The sequence below is a fragment of the Actinomadura citrea genome (assembly GCF_013409045.1).
In the GTDB taxonomy this organism is placed as follows: domain Bacteria; phylum Actinomycetota; class Actinomycetes; order Streptosporangiales; family Streptosporangiaceae; genus Spirillospora; species Spirillospora citrea.
Genome location: NZ_JACCBT010000001.1, coordinates 8,347,916 through 8,364,348, shown reverse-complemented (window position 1 = coordinate 8,364,348; position 16,433 = coordinate 8,347,916). Strand labels below are relative to the sequence as shown.

The window sequence follows — 16,433 nt, the reverse complement described above, 5'->3', positions numbered from 1 at the left end:
ACCGAGCCGCCCAGCACTGAGCGCCGCCGGCGCCCGGCCGTCACCTGAGGAAGATCGTGAAGTCGGCCAGCTGGGGGAGGACGTCCGGCGGGACGTCGGCGTCGACGGCCATCTCCTCGACGGAGACGAACCCGCCCGTCTGCGCGCGGCGGCGGACGATCCGGTCGGCGATGTCCGGGGTCATGCCGGGCAGCGCCTCGATGATCGCGCGGGGCACGTGGTTGACGTCCACGAGCCCGCCGTCGTCGTAGGTGCGCGGCACGTCGGGGCGGCCGATGCGCAGCTCGCGGGCGAGCGCCGGGTCCTCGGAGGCGAGCGCGCGGGCCTGCTCGCGCAGCGTCCGCCGGTACTTGGCGACCTCGATCGCGTGCTCGTTCAGCACGCTGCGGGGGATCTCGCGGGGGAAGACCGACGACCGGACGGCGAACGCGTGCCCCGTGCCGGCGATCCACAGCAGGAGCATCACGAACGAGCCGAAGACGATGAAGAACGGGTTGCCGGACTGGAGCATCATCAGCACGGCCGCCGTGCCGGCGCCGTAGCCGGCGGCGGTGCCCCCGAGCCCCAGGGACCGCCGGTGGACGGCCGCGTACAGGAACGAGACCGGCGTCCCGAAGCCGAGCGTGATGAAGGGCACGAAAGCCCACAGGATGCCGTGGGCCGTCTGGGGGCTGGGCACCGGGATGGGCGACGGCAGGGGCGGCTGCGGAGGCACGGGCGGACCCGGATACGGGGGGCGCCAGCCGGGCGCCGCGGGCGGACGCCGCGGAGGCGGCGGTCGGCGGTGCGGGGAACGTGGCTGGTCAGACGCCGGCCGAGAGGGGTACTCGGGCTCAGGGTCGTAGGGATGCTCCGCGTGATGACCCACATGCCCTCCCCAGCCGTAAGCCTGCTCCGTGGCACACGACCTATACCTCGTTGGACGAACGCGGAACCCGCCGCGTTCCCCCCGCGCCGATCGTGCGCAATCATGGGGCGCGTGGGACGGCTACCAGGAGGCGGACTGGCCAAGGGACTGGCGGTCACGTTGCGGACGATGACGCGGCGGTCCATAACGCGCCAGTACCCCGAAGTGCAACCGGATCTGCCGCCGCGCGGCAGGGGCGTCATCGCGCTGTTCGAGGAGAACTGCACGGTGTGCATGCTGTGCGCCCGCGAGTGTCCCGACTGGTGCATCTACATCGATTCGCACAAGGAGACGCTCCCCGCCGAAGGCGGCGGACGCCCCCGGACCCGTAACGTCCTCGACCGGTTCGCGATCGACTTCGCGCTGTGCATGTACTGCGGCATCTGCATCGAGGTGTGCCCGTTCGACGCCCTGTTCTGGTCGCCGGAGTTCGAGTACGCCGAGTACGACATCGCCGAGCTGACGCACGAGAAGGAACGGCTGCGGGAGTGGATGTGGACCGTCCCGCCGCCGCAGGCGCACGATCCGTCCGCCGAGCCGCCGAAGGAGGTGGCCGCGGCGGAGAAGGCCGCCGCGCGGGCCGCCCGGCCGCCCCGGACGGGACCGCCCCGCGAGCCGGGGGAGCGCGGATGAGCGGCCAGGAGATCGTCTTCACGCTGCTCGGCGTGGTGGCGGTCGGCTCCGCGATCCTCGTGGTCACGACGCGGCAGCTCGTCCACGCGGCGCTGTGGCTGGTGGTGTCGTTCGGCGCGCTCGCGGGCGGCTACCTCGTCCTCACCGCGGAGTTCGTCGCCTGGGTGCAGGTCCTCATCTACGTCGGCGCCGTCGTGGTGCTGCTGCTGTTCGGGGTCATGCTGACGCGGGCGCCGATCGGGGAGTCCGCCGACCTGGACTCGGGGAACCGGTGGGCCGCGCTGGCCGTCGCCGCCGCCACGGCCGCCGTCCTGATCACCGTGATGGTCATGGGGTTCGGCGACGCGCGGACACCGCTGCGCGCGGGAGGCGGATCGGCGGAGGAGCTCGGCGGCGCCGTGTTCCGGACGTGGGTACTGCCGTTCGAGGTCCTGTCGGTGCTGCTGCTGGCCTCGCTGGTCGGCGCGATCGTCCTGTCGCGGTCGGACATCCGGGCCCGTCCGGGCGCCGCCGCGAAGCCGGACGCGAAGCCCGGCGGGAAGGGCGACGCCTGATGCATCTCGCCTACCCGACGGTCGTCGCCGCCCTGCTGTTCTCCGTCGGTGTCTACGGGGTGCTGGCGCGCCGCAACGCGATCCTCGTCCTGATGTCGGTCGAGCTGATGCTGAACGCGGTGAACCTCAACCTCGTCACGTTCGACGTCTGGTACCGGGACCGCCTGCACGGCGGCCAGGTCCTCACGCTGTTCACCATCGTGATCGCCGCGGCGGAGATCGGGCTCGGCCTCGCGATCGTGCTGCTGGTGTTCCGCAACCGGCAGATGATCGACGTCGACCGGCTCCGCGCCCTCTCCGAGGACGCGGAGGAGACGCGGCCCCGTCCGGACGGACGCGCGTCAGCGGGACGGGAAGCCGGCCCCGAACCGGCACCCGAGCGCGAGGAGGCGCCGTCGTGATCCTGCTCGCGTCGCTCGTCGCGCTGCCGCCGTTCCTCGCCGCGTTCGCCGGGATGCTGTCCGGCCCGTCCCTGACCCGGCTGCTGCGCGGCGCCCCCGCGGGCTCGCCGCTGCGCAACGGCCCGGCGCTGATCGCGTGCGCGCCGGTCGCGGTGTCGCTCGTCCTGTCGGCGATCGTCGCGTTCGCCGTCTGGCGCGACCCGGGCGAGCGCACCGGCACCCTCACGCTGGTCGACACCGGATCGGTGCCGATCGGCGTCGGCCTCCAGGTGGACGGCCTGGCCGCGGTCGTCGGCCTCATGGTCTGCTGCGTGGCGCTCGCCGTCCAGGTGTTCTCGGTCGCGTACATGTCCGGCGACCGCCGGTACTCCTCCTACGCCGCGTTCATCTCGCTGTTCACGTCCGCGATGCTGCTGGTCGTCTACTCCGGCGACCTGCTCGTCCTGTACGTGGGCTGGGAGGTCATGGGCATCTGCTCGTACTTCCTGATCGGGCACCACTGGGAGGAGCGGGCCAACTCGCGGGCGGCGGTCAAGGCGTTCCTCGTCACGCGGCTCGGCGACGCCGGCTTCCTCATCGGCGTGATCGTGCTCGGCGTGGGCGCCGGGACGTTCCAGATCGACCGGATCGTCCGGATGTCCGGCGACCTCCCGCAGTCCACGGTGACGGCGGCCGCGCTGCTGCTGCTCGCCGGGGTCGCGGGCAAGAGCGCCCAGTTCCCGCTGCACACCTGGCTCCCGGACGCGATGGCGGGCCCCACTCCGATCAGCGCCCTCATCCACGCGGCGACGATGGTCGCGGCGGGGATCTACGTCGTGGCGCGGCTGTACGGGGTGTTCCTCGCGGCCCCGTCCGCGCTCGCCGTGCTGGGCGCCGTCGCGGTGGTCTCCATGGTCGGCTCGGCGTGCGCGGCCCTCGCCCAGGACGATCTGAAACGCGTCCTGGCGTACTCCACCATCAGCCAGCTCGCCGTCATGGCCGCGGGGCTCGCGGTGGGCGCGAAGTCGGCCGCGATCTTCCACCTGCTGACGCACGCGGCGTTCAAGGCGCTGCTGTTCCTGGCCGCCGGGTGCGTCATCGTGACCGCAGGGTCGAACATGCTCGCCCACTACGGCGGCCTACGGCGCGGCATGCCCCTCACGTTCTGGTCGATGACCGTGGGCTTCGCCGCCCTCGCGGGCGTCCCGCCGTTCAGCGGATGGTTCAGCAAGGACGCCGTCATAGAGGCCGCCCAGCACGCCGCCCTGCATGGCGGCGAGGTCACATCGGGCGGGATCGCGTGGCTGGTCTATGTCGGATTGCTCGTCACGGTCGTCCTGACGGCCGCCTATGCGATGCGTGCGTGGTTGATGACGTTCTTCGGTGAGCGACGCGGCACATACGAGATCCGCGACCCGGCACGCATCATGTCGTGGACCGTGGCGGCGCTGGCCGTCCCCGCCGCGATCCTCGGATTCTTCGGCCTCGGGGCTCCGGAGCTGCGTCCCCAAATCGGAGCATCGCTGCTCAGCGTGCTGCTGCTCGCCGTGGGGGCGGGCGGTGCGTTCCTTGTGTGGAACCGCGACCCGGCATTGGACCCCGCGCGCGCGCTCGGCCCCGTCCGTACCGTCTTCGCGCGGGCCTTCTTCGTGGACGAGCTCTATGCGGCTGCCATCGTCCGGCCCGTCCAGGCGCTGGCGCGTCACGTCGTCCTGTTCGACCAACGACGCGTGGACGCCGCCGTCGTCGGCACCGGACGGGGCGCGGGCCGCCTGGGCGGCCTGGTCAGATTCGTCCAGAACGGAAACCCCCAGACCTACCTCACCGGCCTGCTCGCCGGTGTCGCCGCCATCGCGGCCGCGGTGGTGATCTTCCAGTGATCTTCGTGCTGATGATGACGCTCCCGCTGCTCGGGGCGCTGGCGATGCTCGTCCCGGCGAACCGGTTCCTGCGCACCGGCTTCGCCGTCCGCGCGTTCGGGACGGCCGTGTCCGCCGCCACCCTGCTCGTCGCGGTCTCGGCCATGTCGGCGTTCGACTTCGGCGACACGTCCCGCATGCAACTGGAGGTCGACCGGCCCTGGGCGCCCGCCATCGGCCTGCGGTTCCACCTCGGCGTCGACGGCATCTCGCTGCCGCTCGTCGTGCTGACCGCCCTGCTGACGTTCCTGTGCTTCCTCTACACGCTGCGGCACCCGCCGGAAGGCAGCCGGATCCGGCTGCTCACCGCGCTGCTGCTCGTCCTGGAGGTCGGGATGCTCGGCACGTTCGTCGCGCTCGACCTCGTGCTGTTCTTCGTGTTCTTCGAGACCGTCCTGGTCCCCATGTACGCGGTGATCATGCTGTGGGGCGGGACGGGACGCCGCGCCGCGGCCACGAAGTTCATCCTCTACACGCTCCTCGGCTCCGGGCTCCTGCTCGCCGGGATGCTGCTCGTCGGCGCCAAGGCCGGCACGCTCGACATGACCGACCTGGCCGCCCGGCACGGGTCCGGCCTGTCGCACGGCCTCCAGGTCACGGCGTTCGCCCTGATGGGGATCGGGTTCGCGGTCAAGGCTCCGATGTGGCCGCTGCACACCTGGCTTCCGGACGCGCACACCGAGGCCCCGACGGTCGGGTCCGTCCTGCTGGCCGGGGTGCTGCTGAAGATGGGCACCTACGGCCTCGTCCGCGTCGCGCTCCCGCTCGCCCCGGACGGCGCGCGGGTCTGGGCGCCGTGGCTCGGCCTCCTCGCCGTCATCGGGATCGTCTACGGCGCGCTCGCCTGCCTCGCCCAGCGCGACCTGAAACGGATGATCGCCTACTCGTCCGTCGGGCACATGGGGTTCGTCCTGCTCGGCATCGCGACCCTCACCCCGGTCGGCATCAACGCCGCCCTGTTCGGCAACATCGCGCACGGCCTCATCACCGGCCTGCTGTTCTTCCTCGCCGGCTCGGTCAAGGAACGCTGGGGCACCGGCGACATGAACGCCCTCGGCGGCGGCATGCTCAGCACGTCCCCGCGGCTGGCCTCCATCCTGACCTTCGCGTCCGTCGCGTCCCTCGGGCTCCCCGGGCTCGCCGGCTTCTGGGGCGAGGTGCTCGCCCTGATCGGCGCGTACCGGCCGCACGCCGACCTGCCCCGCGAGACGTTCGTGACGTTCATGGTCGTCGCCGCGCTCGGCACCGTCCTGACCGCCGCCTACTTCCTGCGCATGCTCGCCAAGCTCACCCACGGGCCGTCCGACGGCGTCGCAGCCCCCCGCGGCCCGGTCGCGTCGATCTCCCTCCAGGAGTACGCCGCCTGGGTGCCGCTGATCGCGCTGACGCTGCTGGTCGGCCTCTGGCCGAAGACCCTGCTGGACGTGACCACGGGTCCGGTCCGCGCGCTGCTCGGAGGCGGCTGATGATCCAGGACATCGACTACGCGGCGGTCGCGCCGCCGCTGGTCCTCGCCGTCGCCGCGATCGGGCTGCTGCTCGCCGACGCCTTCGACGCGCCCCGCCGCGTCCTGTCCCTGCTGTCCGGCGGGTCCCTCGCCACCGCGCTCGTCGCCGTGATCGCGCTGGCCGCCGGGGACCGCCGCGCCACCTTCTGCCTGCCGGACGGCCTGCGCTCCGGCGGCCCCGCCTCCTGCTCCTACGTCGCGGACGACTTCACCCTGCTGTTCCAGGGGATCATCCTCGGCGCCGCCGTCATCGTCGTGCTGCTGTCCCTCCAGGAGATCACCGACTCGAAGATCCCGGTGGGGGAGTACCACTTCCTGCTGCTCGCCGCCGTCATCGGCGCCCTCACCCTGGTCGCGGCCCGCGACCTCATCCTCCTGGTCGTCGCGCTGGAGACCCTCTCCCTCCCGGTGTTCGCGCTGGCCGCGCTGCGCCGCTACGACGGGACGTCCTCCGAGGCCGCGCTGAAGCTCTTCCTCGTCTCCGTCGTGTCCACCGCGGTCATGCTGTTCGGCATCAGCCTCGTGTACGGCGCGACCGGCGCCATGCACCTGGACCGGATCGCGCCCGCCCTCGCCCGGCTGCCAGCCGACCTCGACCCCGTCGCCGCGCTGGGCTCCGTGCTCGTCCTCGCCGGGTTCGCGTTCAAGGTCGCCGCCGTCCCGTTCCACTTCTGGGCCCCGGACGTCTACCAGGGCTCCCCGCTGCCCGTCGCCGCGTTCCTCGCCGTGGTCTCCAAGGCCGCCGGGTTCGCCGGGCTCGCGATCGTCCTCGCCCTGGGCCTGCCCGCCTACGGGCACGTGTGGGGCCCCGTCGTCGCCGTCCTGGCCGCGCTCACCATGACCCTCGGGAACCTCGCCGCGCTTCGCCAGCGGACCGCCATTCGCCTGCTGGCCTGGTCGTCGGTCGCCCAGTCCGGCTACATGCTCGCGCCCCTCGCGGTCGGCTCGCACCGCCTCCCCGAGGCCGTCGCCGCCACCACCGCCTACGTCGCCCTCTACGCCGTCATGAACATCGGCGCGTTCGCCGTCGTGATCGGCTTCCACCGCCGCGGCACCGCCACGGGCCGCCGGGACACCCTGGACGACTACCGCGGCCTCGCCCGCCGCAGCCCCGCCGTCGCCACCGCCCTCGCCTTCTTCCTCATCTGCCTCGCCGGCCTGCCCCCCGGCGTCATGGGGCTGTTCGCGAAGGTCGTCGTGTTCCGCGCCACCCTCGCCGGCGGCGTCACCTGGCTCGCCGTCGTGATGGCGATCAACACGGTCATCGGCCTCTACTACTACCTCGCGTGGGCGGTCCGCCTCTTCACCCCGTCCGCCACCAGCGAGGACTACGACGCGGCGCCCGGTCTCGGCGTCCGTGTCGCCATCACCGCGGCGGCCGCCGGCGCGATCGTGCTGTCAGTCGCGCCGCAGATCGTCCTGCAGACGGTCGCGCAGGCCACGTAACCGGGGAAACGTCTGGGAACGTTCCCCCAGGTCAAACCGTTGATGTTCATGCCGGGGTCGACGGGGAGGCAATGCAGGTGCGGTTCAACGGCGTCAGAACGGCAGCATTGATCGCTGCGCTGTCGGCATTGATGCTGGTCGCCGGCTGGGCGTTCGGCGGCACGGCCGGTCTGACGATCGCGCTGGTCATCGCCCTCGGAACCAACGGCATCGCGTACTTCTTCAGCGACCGGATCGCGCTCCGCTCGATGCGCGCCCACCCGGTCGGCGAGGTCGAGACGCCGGTGCTGTACCGGCTCGTCCGGGAGCTGTCGACCTCTGCCCGCCAGCCCATGCCGCGCCTGTACGTCTCCGAGACCCGCCAGCCCAACGCGTTCGCCACCGGCCGCAACCCGCGCAACGCCGCCGTCTGCTGTACCCGCGGCATCCTCCAGATGCTGGACGAGCGCGAACTGCGCGCCGTCCTCGGCCACGAGCTCTCCCACGTCTACAGCCGCGACATCCTCATCGCCTCCGTCGCCGCCGCCATCGCCACCGTCATCACCTACCTGTCCCACCTGGCGATCTTCCTGCCGATCGGACGGTCCGAGGACGACGACGGCCCCGGCATCCTCGGCGCCCTCCTCATGCTGGTCCTCGGCCCGGTCGCCGCAGCCGTCGTCCAGATGGCCATCAGCCGGACCCGCGAGTACTCCGCCGACGCCGCCGGCGCCCGCCTCACCGGCGACCCCCTGGCCCTCGCCTCCGCCCTCCGCAAGATCGACGCCGGCACCCGCGCGCTCCCCCTGCCGCAGGACCCCGAACTCGCCACCACCAGCTCCCTGATGATCGCCAACCCCTTCCAGGGCGCCGGCATCGGGAAGCTCTTCTCCACCCACCCCCCGACCGCCGACCGCATCGCCCGCCTGGAACGCATGGCAGGCCACCGCTGAGCGTCCGCGGAATTCGACCGAACCACTCTGGACGCCGCCGCGTCATAACACACAAGAGCGCGCCGGCCACTTCTGCGGGGGATGGGGCCGGCGCGCTCCCCTCGTCCTACCGGTAGTTCACGAACTGCAGCGCGACCTCGAGGTCCTTGCCCTTCAACAGGTTGATGACCTGCTGGAGGTCGTCCTTCTTCTTCGAACTGACCCGCAGCTCGTCCCCCTGGACCTGGGCCTTCACACCCTTCGGCCCCTCGTCCCGGATGAGCTTGCCGATCTTCTTCGCGTCCTCCTGGGCGATGCCCTCCTTCAGGCCGACGCCCAGCTTGTACACCTTGCCCGACAGCTTCGGCTCACCCGCGTCGATCGCCTTCAACGAGATCCCCCGCTTGACGAGCTTGTCCTTCAGCACGTCCAGCACCGCGTTCGCCCGCTCCTCGGTGTTCGCCTGGATCTCGATCGACTCCCCGGACCACTTGATCCCCGCGTCCACGTTCCGGAAGTCGAACCGGTTCGCCACCTCCTTGGCGGCCTGGTTCAACGCGTTGTCGACCTCCTGCCGGTCGAGCTTCGACACGATGTCAAACGACGAGTCGGCCATCGCCCACACATCCCCTCAGCAGCAGCATCACGATCTACAGAGCGTATCGACTCCCCACGCCCCGCACGCCCCGCCTCGATGTCACACCCACCCCGAGGGTCCGCTATCCTTTCCAGCGAAACACCACGGCGGGTTGCCCGAGTGGCCAATGGGAGCGGACTGTAAATCCGTCGGCTTAGCCTACGCAGGTTCGAACCCTGCACCCGCCACCACCACGTAGAACGGCCCCTGACCAGCTAGAACGCTGTCAGGGGCCGTTCTCGTTGTTTCCCGGTAGCTCCCCACTCCTACCGGCCATTGCCGGGTGCTCACGGAACAGTCACGGAACACGGCCGGGGCGCCCGAGCGCCCTCTAGTCGACGTCCTCGACCGCGTTGTCGCCCGGACCCGTGTGAGGAGGCACCTTCGGCTTCCACTGCGAGCAGTAGGTGTGGAGCGAGTCGAAACGCCCGGTGTACGCCGCGTACAGCGTGGCGTTCCGCACGCGGAGGATGTTCTCGTCCTGCTGGCGCAGTGCCTGGACGGTGAGGTTGTGGCTGCCCACGTACAGGCCGGACGACGTGCCCTTACTGATCTGCATGAACTTCTCGTGCATCCACGAGATGTTGTTCACCGGCCCGCAGTACCTGACGCCGCCCTCGATGTAGGAGCTGTACGCGAGCTTGTTGACCGCCGCGTAGATCAGCTCCGCCCCACCGTCCTCATAGGCGATGTCCCCGGTGAGCACTCGGACCGTACAGCCGCGCTTCCCAGCATCGATGAGCGCGTTGGCCACCGCCATCCGGGCGACCCTGACGTTCGCCACGTTGATGACGTCGTCGCTGGCACTGCGCGAGCACCTCGCCGCCTTCACGTCCGCCACGACCGGATCGTTGGACGCACTCGTGCGCGCTTTCCCGGCGGCCTCCCTCCGAGGGAACGTGTAGACCTGATACTTCCCGCCGGACGGCTTGTACACGTGACTCGATCCGTAGTTGTCGAGCCGCCCCGACCTGTTCGCGAGACGGTACATGTCGTCGAAATATCTGCTGTAGAACCTGTACAGCCCGGCGTCCCGCACCGTGATGGCACTTTCGTACGAGGTCCACTCGTGCAGATTGGCGGACGCCACGTAAACGACGTTCCGCGCGACGCCTCCCCCCTTCTTCGCGACCTTGTCGATCGTCATGAACTTGTTGTGCATGCGCGAGTAGTTGTCGCCGACCTTCCGGTTGGCGGCGCATCCGCGAGTGGATATGTAGCGCCCGCTCTGCTTCGGGAACCCGCCGGCGCCGTCCGTGACCCGCTGCCCGCACGTCCGCACCGCATCGGGCGAGTCGGCGAACGCCGCCGTCAGCTCCTGGTACTGCGGCATGCCGATCTCGCTGCCGTTGATGACGACCCTGACCTTGACGCCCCGCCCCTTCGCCCTGCTGAGAGAGGTCACGATCTTGCTCTGGCTGAAGTAGTACAGCGGGAGCCGGATCGTCGCCCCGCTCGGCGCGGCGTCGATGAGGGCCTTGGCGTGATCGGAGATCACCGTGTTGTCGTCCTCGGTGAACTTCACATAGTCGTCCACCTGATCGAGAGCGATGGGAATCGCCTCATTCGGCGGATCGGCGTGCACTGGACCGGCCGGGAGCGCGGCACTCGCGAAAGCGAGCGCACTGAGAGCGACGGGCACCTTGAGGGGGAGCTTGCTGGACATCTTCAGCCTTCCGGTAGGGATCCGAGCCTCGCTGTTGGATGCCTTCTGACCGATGTCACATCCGCTGTCTTGCCAATGAGGCTAAAAACCCTCCGAACCCTCAACTAGGGCCCTAGGACCCTAGGACCGCACCGCGGGGACCCCAACCCGAACACCTCACGCCCAAACACCAGCGCTGCCACTGAGCCATCTGGCACAGGACGGCCAGAACGCCCCCGCGCAGCTCACCGTGTCGATGACCTCGCCGGTCCCCTCCGGTCGTCCTGGCGGGCATCGCACTCCTAGCTAGTCGCCGTCCTTGAGAGCTTCCTCGATACGGCCGTTCCACATGTGCTCGTGGCCGTCGATGCACCCGGCGTAGACCCGTAGCAGGACGTCGACGCCGTGGCGGGCGACCTCGGGCGCCGGGACGCCGGCGTTGAGGGCGAGCGTGACGCCGCTGTGGCGGAGGTCGTAGGGCCGTCCGGCCAGGGGAGAGGCCACCTGTGTGGGCGTGAGCGCCATGTCGCGGGCGAGCTGCCAGACGCGCCCGTACACGCTCTCTGAGAGCGGCCCACCGCGCCCACCGGAGAACAGCCGGCCGTCCGGTGCCGTCCCATGCTCGGCCAGGTGACGACGCAGCAGCCGGACGAGCTCGGGCGGGATGGGGACGGGCCGAGCGATCTTCTTCGCCCTGTGCTTCAACTGCCGTTCCTCATGGCTCGTCCCGGTGTCCGTCCACTCCGATCCGACGCGGGGTGAGTTGCCGCTGAGCAAGAGCTGTCCCCATCCCTCGTCGGGCAGGTCGATGCAGTCGCCCTTGCGCAGGACTTTGGCCTCACCGGGCCGCATGTAGGCGTAGTAGAGGCAGCCGTAGAACGCCGTGAGTTCGGGTCGCTTGTCCTCGATCGCGGCCAGGAGTGCCCGGACCTGGCGCGGCCGGGCGACGACGTTGCGGTTGACCTCCTCGGCGATGGCCGGGGCTTTCCATGCCACGCGGTCGATGGGGTTCGCCGGCAAGATGTCGAGTTCCACGGCGTAGTTGAGCGCGCCGTAGAAGATCGCGCGCTTCCTGGCGACGGTCTTCGCTGCGGCGGGCGTGCCGTCCATCTTGAGCGCGATTGTGTCGAGTGCCGAGCGGATGAGTTGGGATCGCTGGTCCTTCTCGTTGAGCGTGACGACTCGCAGAGAGTTGGCCTGTAGCCACTTGAGCGCGGCGGCCTCCTTGCCGGTGAGCTTGGTCGTCTCGCGGCGGACCTTGTGGAAGGCCCAGCCGTACAGCGCCGCGCGTAGAACCTTGTCGTCTGGCTTCCCGCGCTTCGTGGTCACTAGGACGGGCGTGACGGTCGCGAGTGCATCGGCGATGCCGGTTCGGAACTTGGCTGCGGCGTGCGGCCACTTGAGATCGACGTACCGGCACGCGAGGTCGAACCACGTGACCGCGAGTTGGGCCCGGACCATGGACTCGGGAAGGCCCGTGTCCGTGTCGAACCCCTCTCCCTTTCTCGCGGCTTGCATGATGTTTTAGCCGATCTACGGCGCCGGGCGGGCTGTGCACGTTGGGTACTCGTTCCGGGGTGGGCGATCGTGTGTTCGGGGGGCCGGCAACCGCGACCAGGACGACACCCGGGTGAGAGCCCACGGGGGGCGGAACACAGCGCCGCGAGATCCTTGGGTGGCCCGAAGCGCGGACGATCGGAGGTTGGGTATTCAGCGCTTGGTCTCGTACCTGGTCAGGAGTACGCCGTCGGGGAATTTCCGGGTCTCCACCAGGGTCAGGTTCACCCAGTTGTCCAGCGCCGTGAAGAACGGCGTGCCGCTGCCCACCAGGACCGGTGCGGTGAGCAGCACGTACTCGTCGATCAGCCCGGCCCGCATCGCCGCTGCGGCGAGTGTGGCGCCGCCGATGTCCATCGGGCCGCCGTCCTTGGCCTTGAGCCGGGTGATCTCGGTGACCGCGTCGCCGGTGACCAGGCGGGTGTTCCAGTCGACCTTGTCGATCGTGGAGGAGAACACCGCCTTCGGCATGTCCCGCCAGCGGCGGGCGTACTCGATCTCTGCCGGTGTGGCGCCGGGCTGCTGGTCGGCGGTCGGCCAGTGGGAACTCATCGTCTCCCACAATCTGCGCCCGTACAGCGCCAGGCCCGTCGCCCCCACCCGGTCGGACCACCACTGGAACAGCTCGTCGCTCGGCACGCTCCAGCCGAGGTCGTCGCCGGGCGCGGCGATGTAGCCGTCCAAGCTCAGGTTCATGGCGAAGGTCAGTTTCCGCATGGCGTCAGCCTCCTGTGAGTCGGTTGTCGGCGTACAGATCAGCACGGCGCGGAAAAATCATCGGTCAGGCCACGCCGAGGGCCGGTCCGCTTCGGCGTGATCACCGTCGTTGCTACTTCTGAAAAGCGGACGGTCGAGCCGTCGACCCTCCCAGGACCGCAGCGCTTGGCCTTCACAGATCAGTCCAGGGGTGGCTACGCGACCGGTCTGCTGCAGGGCGACTGTGAGGACGACGGCTTGGGCGGAGAGTGAGGACTCTGGCATCAACCGTCCTCGGGATACCGTTCGGCCAGGCGACGTCTGAGAGCGGCTCGCTTACGCGCCGACGCGCCGGGCAATGCGGCTGGGCGTTGCACCTCGTTCGGTTCCAGTTGCCGCCGGGGCGCGAGCGCCAGGACAGCCGCGTATGGGTCTGCCCGTGGAGGTCAGCAATCGAGCCTCAAGCTCGGCCAGCACCTTGCGCAGCACCTGACGATCAGCGTTCGGGTGCTCTGCAGGCAGTCGCAAGAGCCGGCTGTCGTACCACGCGTTATCACGCTTCGAGCACAGCTCTCCCAGGACACTCGCAGGCGGCTACTCCCAGGGCGCTCACCGGCGCATTTACCGGCTTCACGCCTCGGCGCGCTCCTCCGGGCGGCCGAGTATGGCCAGGTATCCGCCGCTGACGATCGCGTCGGCGGACGCCGCGTATTCCGCGGTGTCGTCGGGCAGGGTCGTGCCGAGGCCGTCCACGTACCGGTTGAACATGCAGAACGCGGCGGCGATCAGCACCGTGTCGTGCACCTCGACGTCGGTCGCGCCCTCGGCGCGGGCGGCGGCCACGTCCTCGGGTCGCACGTCGCGCCCGCTCCGCTGGACGGCGCCGGCCACCCGCAGCAGGGCCTTCAGCTTCGCCGGGACGGGCGCGCTCTCGAGGTCGGCCCGTACCTGGTCGACCAACGCGATGCCCTCGGGGAGCTGGGCGGCGGCGAACGCCGCATGCGAGGTGGTGCAGAACTCGCAGTCGTTGAGGGCCGAGACGTAGGAGGCGATCAGTTCCCGCTCGCCGCGGCTCAGCGAGCTCGGGCCGCGCAGCAGCACCTCGGCCAGCTCGCTCAACGGGCGGGCGGTCTCGGGCCGGTAGGCGAACAGCGAGATGATTCCGGACGCGTCGTTCCCCAGGGCGATATGCGGCATCGGCTCTCCAATCGTCGTCCCCGCGTCGGGGGAGCGATTCGCTCTCCGTGCACAAGGAAGTGTCTCGCATCGGGCGCGCCCAGGGCAGGGGTAAGAAGGTGCCAACTCCGGCCATGCCGACATTCGGCTTCGCGGGGTCAATTAGGCTGACGGCCCGTCCTCAGCACCATGCCAGAGCGGCCATGCGGGCCTGTTCACCAGCGTGCCTCTGCGCGGTCACTTCTATCTGCTGTTGCCGCTGGCCCGGCGTGCCGGGCGCTCGGCTACGAGGTGCTCGTGGCGGCACCCCGGACCGTTTCGTGGCTACCGCCGCGCGGGCCGGCCTGCCCGCCACGTCCTGCGATGCTTCAGGTGCTCCAACGCACCGTCCAGGATGTCTAGCTGCGACGATCCTTCCCGGCGTTCGGTGACCTCCAGTCCCCGAAGATGCTCCTATGCTCGCCCAGTGATCGGAGGACTTCCCCGACGAGGCAGATTACCTCTGCGACGTTTTCGACGCCGGAGGCGGTTTCCCCCGCGTCAGCGAGCCCCCATTAGTGCGGACACGCGCCATGACCATCTTGCTGCAATGGTCGGAACTGCCGAGCATATGCCGGACAATCAGTTTCTTAATGTGCCTATCCCGGGGGACATTTTAGATGACCTATCCCAAGAAATAGGCGCTGTTGCGTGCTCATTTATTTGCTTGGCTGCCCGTTCGGAGTCATTGCACATTGCTAGGAACGTGCAAAATCTACTCCCCGGTTCCGCCGCGTGGTAGCCCATCGCCCGCCCGCCCGGCCTCGCCCGAACCCGCAGCATCGCCCCGGTATCCACGACCGCATCTCTGGCGTACACCCACAGCAAGGGCACGGGGAACACGAAGTGATGAACCTCGCGCGGTCGCACGCTTTGCCACCCCAGTGGCCTAAGGCTGATCTTGAGTAGATCTAGCCGCTGTACCGCCAGCTCATGACCAAGGGGCGCTGAGCCAGAGGACAGGGCTGGCGATGGGTGACGACGGCGCGGTAGTGGGCGGCGAGTATCTTGTATCGGGTGGCCAGGCCGCGGAAGCGTTTGAGCTGGTTGAAGCAGCGTTCGACGACGTTGGAGCCCACGCACACCGCCGACCAGTCCACCGCCCCGATCGCGTCGTCGTGCACCTGGACGTGCGTCAGCGGCCGGTCCCAGGTCCCGTCTACGCTCCAGCGGCGGAGCTGCTGGTAGAGCGTCGGCCACGGCCCATAGCGTGCGGGCACGTCCCGCCAGTAAACCTGCCGCACACTCGCCAAGCTCGTCCCGTGACTCCCCTTGCCTGACGCCTGCCGCACCGCTCGGCGATGTTTCGCCCTACGATCGCGACAGCCTGGCTGAGGCGGGTTGCGTGGTCGGGGCGATCGCTGCCGCGCGGCACCGGTGCTCGGACCGTGGCGGAACCTGCGCTCGGGGTCCGCTTGCCCTCGCATGATCGGGGGTGCTGTCGCTGATCCGAGCAGGCCGAGAACGTCCAGCTCAGCAACTCCGGCGGGCGCCCAATTGGCGTGCAATTAGCCAGGGTGATCAAGGGGCCACAGCGGACACTGGCGGTACGCGCGAAAGCCGTGTCAGCCGCTGCGACGACCGGGATCGGTTTGCTTCCCAAGCTGACAGCGCGGGTTTGGTTCCTGTCGCCGCCCTCCGTTATGCGAGCCGAGCATGGGGCCTCTGAGTGCGATATTGTCTCGCGTCGCTGGGCGCGGCGCCCCTATGCTCAGGGTAAGCACCGTTATCTTCATTGGTGGTTCGGGAGGCGTGCCGGATGACCGGCAGAGATGATCCTCGACTGGGCGTGATTAATCGGCTCGTCGCGGAATTGAGCACGTTGTTGCAGGAACCGATCGAAGTTGTAGAGCTTTTGGACGACCGTTTCCAAGACGGCGAGGGCTTGGATTTTTGCGTAAGTATCCGTAGTTCGCCTCCGCAAGGCAATGGCTTCCAATTGTGCTGGGAAGGAGTGATGGGGAGTCAACTCATCCAAGACGGGAGCCGTCGCGCCAGCGTCACGCTCTTCCTGTACAGCAGGAACCGGCGACTCGGGATGATGGAGGATAGAGAGGGCAGTAGCTTGGAGATCGACTACGAGGGTTCGCTGGAACATGGCGGCTGGTGGGGAACTCCCAGATGGCTCGCGGACGAGTTCGGTGAGTTCCTCGGGTACGAATCGTACGGCGACGCCGAGTAGGTCGAGCGTGCACGCCCCGCTTGCTGTTACCAAGCTTGTCGGCCTGCGGCGAGGGGCCGTCTCCGCATACGTATCAAGAACTGGGGCAGTGAGTCACTCAACTCCACCAGGTCCACGTCCAGCCCCGGGATATCCCGTGTCACCACGGGTTCGATGAGGTTCGCGGGACGCCGTGAACTCCGCGACGACTTGCGTTGCGGGGGTGCCCTGTCCAGCGCGAGATCATGAGCGGATGAGGGAATTT

14 protein-coding genes, 1 tRNA gene and 1 pseudogene are annotated in these 16,433 nt (G+C 69.3%); 9 read left to right on the top strand and 7 right to left on the bottom strand.

Going from position 1 to position 16,433, the window contains the following annotated elements; genetic code table 11:
- Positions 1-40 precede the first annotated feature (40 nt).
- The gene (locus tag BJ999_RS43330; protein WP_179837752.1) at positions 41-637 is read right to left on the bottom strand and encodes a ComEA family DNA-binding protein; all 597 of its coding nucleotides are present in this window, start codon (positions 635-637) and stop codon (positions 41-43) included.
- A gap of 342 nt (positions 638-979) precedes the next feature.
- On the opposite strand from BJ999_RS43330, the gene BJ999_RS38295 reads away from it, so the two are divergent.
- The 7 genes from BJ999_RS38295 to htpX all read left to right on the top strand — a co-directional run bounded on the left by BJ999_RS38295 (position 980) and on the right by htpX (position 8,278).
- Complete coding sequence (locus BJ999_RS38295) at positions 980-1,540, top strand: NuoI/complex I 23 kDa subunit family protein (RefSeq protein ID WP_089315568.1); 561 nt, start codon at positions 980-982, stop codon at positions 1,538-1,540.
- The gene (locus BJ999_RS38290; protein ID WP_179837751.1) at positions 1,537-2,094 is read left to right on the top strand and encodes an NADH-quinone oxidoreductase subunit J family protein; all 558 of its coding nucleotides are present in this window, start codon (positions 1,537-1,539) and stop codon (positions 2,092-2,094) included. Before BJ999_RS38295 ends, BJ999_RS38290 begins: the two co-directional genes overlap by 4 nt.
- On the top strand, positions 2,094-2,495 hold the full coding sequence (nuoK, locus tag BJ999_RS38285) for an NADH-quinone oxidoreductase subunit NuoK (protein ID WP_179837750.1): 402 nt from the start codon (positions 2,094-2,096) through the stop codon (positions 2,493-2,495). Before BJ999_RS38290 ends, nuoK begins: the two co-directional genes overlap by 1 nt.
- Entirely contained in the window at positions 2,492-4,354 is a 1,863-nt protein-coding gene (locus tag BJ999_RS38280) for an NADH-quinone oxidoreductase subunit 5 family protein (protein WP_179837749.1), read from the top strand. The genes nuoK and BJ999_RS38280 overlap by 4 nt, the downstream gene beginning before the upstream one ends.
- A complete protein-coding gene (locus tag BJ999_RS38275) occupies positions 4,351-5,859 on the top strand; it encodes a complex I subunit 4 family protein (protein WP_308427282.1) in 1,509 nt (502 codons plus the stop codon). Before BJ999_RS38280 ends, BJ999_RS38275 begins: the two co-directional genes overlap by 4 nt.
- On the top strand, positions 5,859-7,346 hold the full coding sequence (locus BJ999_RS38270) for an NADH-quinone oxidoreductase subunit N (protein ID WP_179837748.1): 1,488 nt from the start codon (positions 5,859-5,861) through the stop codon (positions 7,344-7,346). Before BJ999_RS38275 ends, BJ999_RS38270 begins: the two co-directional genes overlap by 1 nt.
- Positions 7,347-7,423: 77 nt before the next feature.
- Positions 7,424-8,278, top strand: coding sequence for a zinc metalloprotease HtpX (gene htpX, locus BJ999_RS38265; RefSeq protein ID WP_229810623.1), 855 nt, complete (start codon positions 7,424-7,426; stop codon positions 8,276-8,278).
- A 106-nt stretch (positions 8,279-8,384) separates the two neighbouring features.
- Here the strand turns inward: htpX and BJ999_RS38260 are convergent, their stop codons facing one another.
- Positions 8,385-8,873 (bottom strand): YajQ family cyclic di-GMP-binding protein, encoded by a 489-nt coding sequence (locus tag BJ999_RS38260; protein WP_179837746.1) that lies wholly within the window; start codon positions 8,871-8,873, stop codon positions 8,385-8,387.
- A 127-nt stretch (positions 8,874-9,000) separates the two neighbouring features.
- On the opposite strand from BJ999_RS38260, the gene BJ999_RS38255 reads away from it, so the two are divergent.
- Positions 9,001-9,085 (top strand) — tRNA-Tyr (locus BJ999_RS38255).
- A 140-nt stretch (positions 9,086-9,225) separates the two neighbouring features.
- On the opposite strand, the gene BJ999_RS38250 is transcribed toward BJ999_RS38255, so the two are convergent.
- From BJ999_RS38250 to BJ999_RS42670, 5 genes and pseudogenes are all read right to left on the bottom strand, one after another.
- Positions 9,226-10,431, bottom strand: a complete 1,206-nt coding sequence (locus tag BJ999_RS38250) for a phospholipase D-like domain-containing protein (RefSeq protein WP_179837745.1) — start codon at positions 10,429-10,431, stop codon at positions 9,226-9,228.
- A gap of 414 nt (positions 10,432-10,845) precedes the next feature.
- Positions 10,846-12,057: a tyrosine-type recombinase/integrase gene (locus BJ999_RS38245; protein WP_179837744.1), complete on the bottom strand. Its 1,212-nt coding sequence runs from the start codon at positions 12,055-12,057 to the stop codon at positions 10,846-10,848.
- A gap of 192 nt (positions 12,058-12,249) precedes the next feature.
- Positions 12,250-12,813: a dihydrofolate reductase family protein gene (locus BJ999_RS38240; RefSeq protein ID WP_179837743.1), complete on the bottom strand. Its 564-nt coding sequence runs from the start codon at positions 12,811-12,813 to the stop codon at positions 12,250-12,252.
- 609 nt (positions 12,814-13,422) lie between these two features.
- Positions 13,423-13,989 (bottom strand): carboxymuconolactone decarboxylase family protein, encoded by a 567-nt coding sequence (locus tag BJ999_RS38235; RefSeq protein ID WP_179837742.1) that lies wholly within the window; start codon positions 13,987-13,989, stop codon positions 13,423-13,425.
- Positions 13,990-15,068: 1,079 nt separating this feature from the next.
- A pseudogene (locus BJ999_RS42670) lies at positions 15,069-15,236 on the bottom strand (transposase); the annotation flags it as partial.
- A 728-nt stretch (positions 15,237-15,964) separates the two neighbouring features.
- Here BJ999_RS42670 and BJ999_RS38225 point away from each other — a divergent pair.
- On the top strand, positions 15,965-16,189 hold the full coding sequence (locus BJ999_RS38225) for a hypothetical protein (RefSeq protein ID WP_179837740.1): 225 nt from the start codon (positions 15,965-15,967) through the stop codon (positions 16,187-16,189).
- Positions 16,190-16,433: the final 244 nt, after the last annotated feature.

Bases quoted from the DNA above. Each gene is read 5' to 3' on its own strand.
- BJ999_RS38290 (WP_179837751.1), top strand. From the start codon at position 1,537: ATGAGCGGCCAGGAGATCGTCTTCACGCTGCTCGGCGTGGTGGCGGTC.
- nuoK (WP_179837750.1), top strand. From the start codon at position 2,094: ATGCATCTCGCCTACCCGACGGTCGTCGCCGCCCTGCTGTTCTCCGTC.
- BJ999_RS38270 (WP_179837748.1), top strand. From the start codon at position 5,859: ATGATCCAGGACATCGACTACGCGGCGGTCGCGCCGCCGCTGGTCCTC.
- BJ999_RS38260 (WP_179837746.1), bottom strand. From the start codon at position 8,873: ATGGCCGACTCGTCGTTTGACATCGTGTCGAAGCTCGACCGGCAGGAG.
- BJ999_RS38245 (WP_179837744.1), bottom strand. From the start codon at position 12,057: ATGCAAGCCGCGAGAAAGGGAGAGGGGTTCGACACGGACACGGGCCTT.
- BJ999_RS38240 (WP_179837743.1), bottom strand. From the start codon at position 12,813: ATGCGGAAACTGACCTTCGCCATGAACCTGAGCTTGGACGGCTACATC.
- BJ999_RS38235 (WP_179837742.1), bottom strand. From the start codon at position 13,989: ATGCCGCATATCGCCCTGGGGAACGACGCGTCCGGAATCATCTCGCTG.
- BJ999_RS38225 (WP_179837740.1), top strand. From the start codon at position 15,965: ATGGGGAGTCAACTCATCCAAGACGGGAGCCGTCGCGCCAGCGTCACG.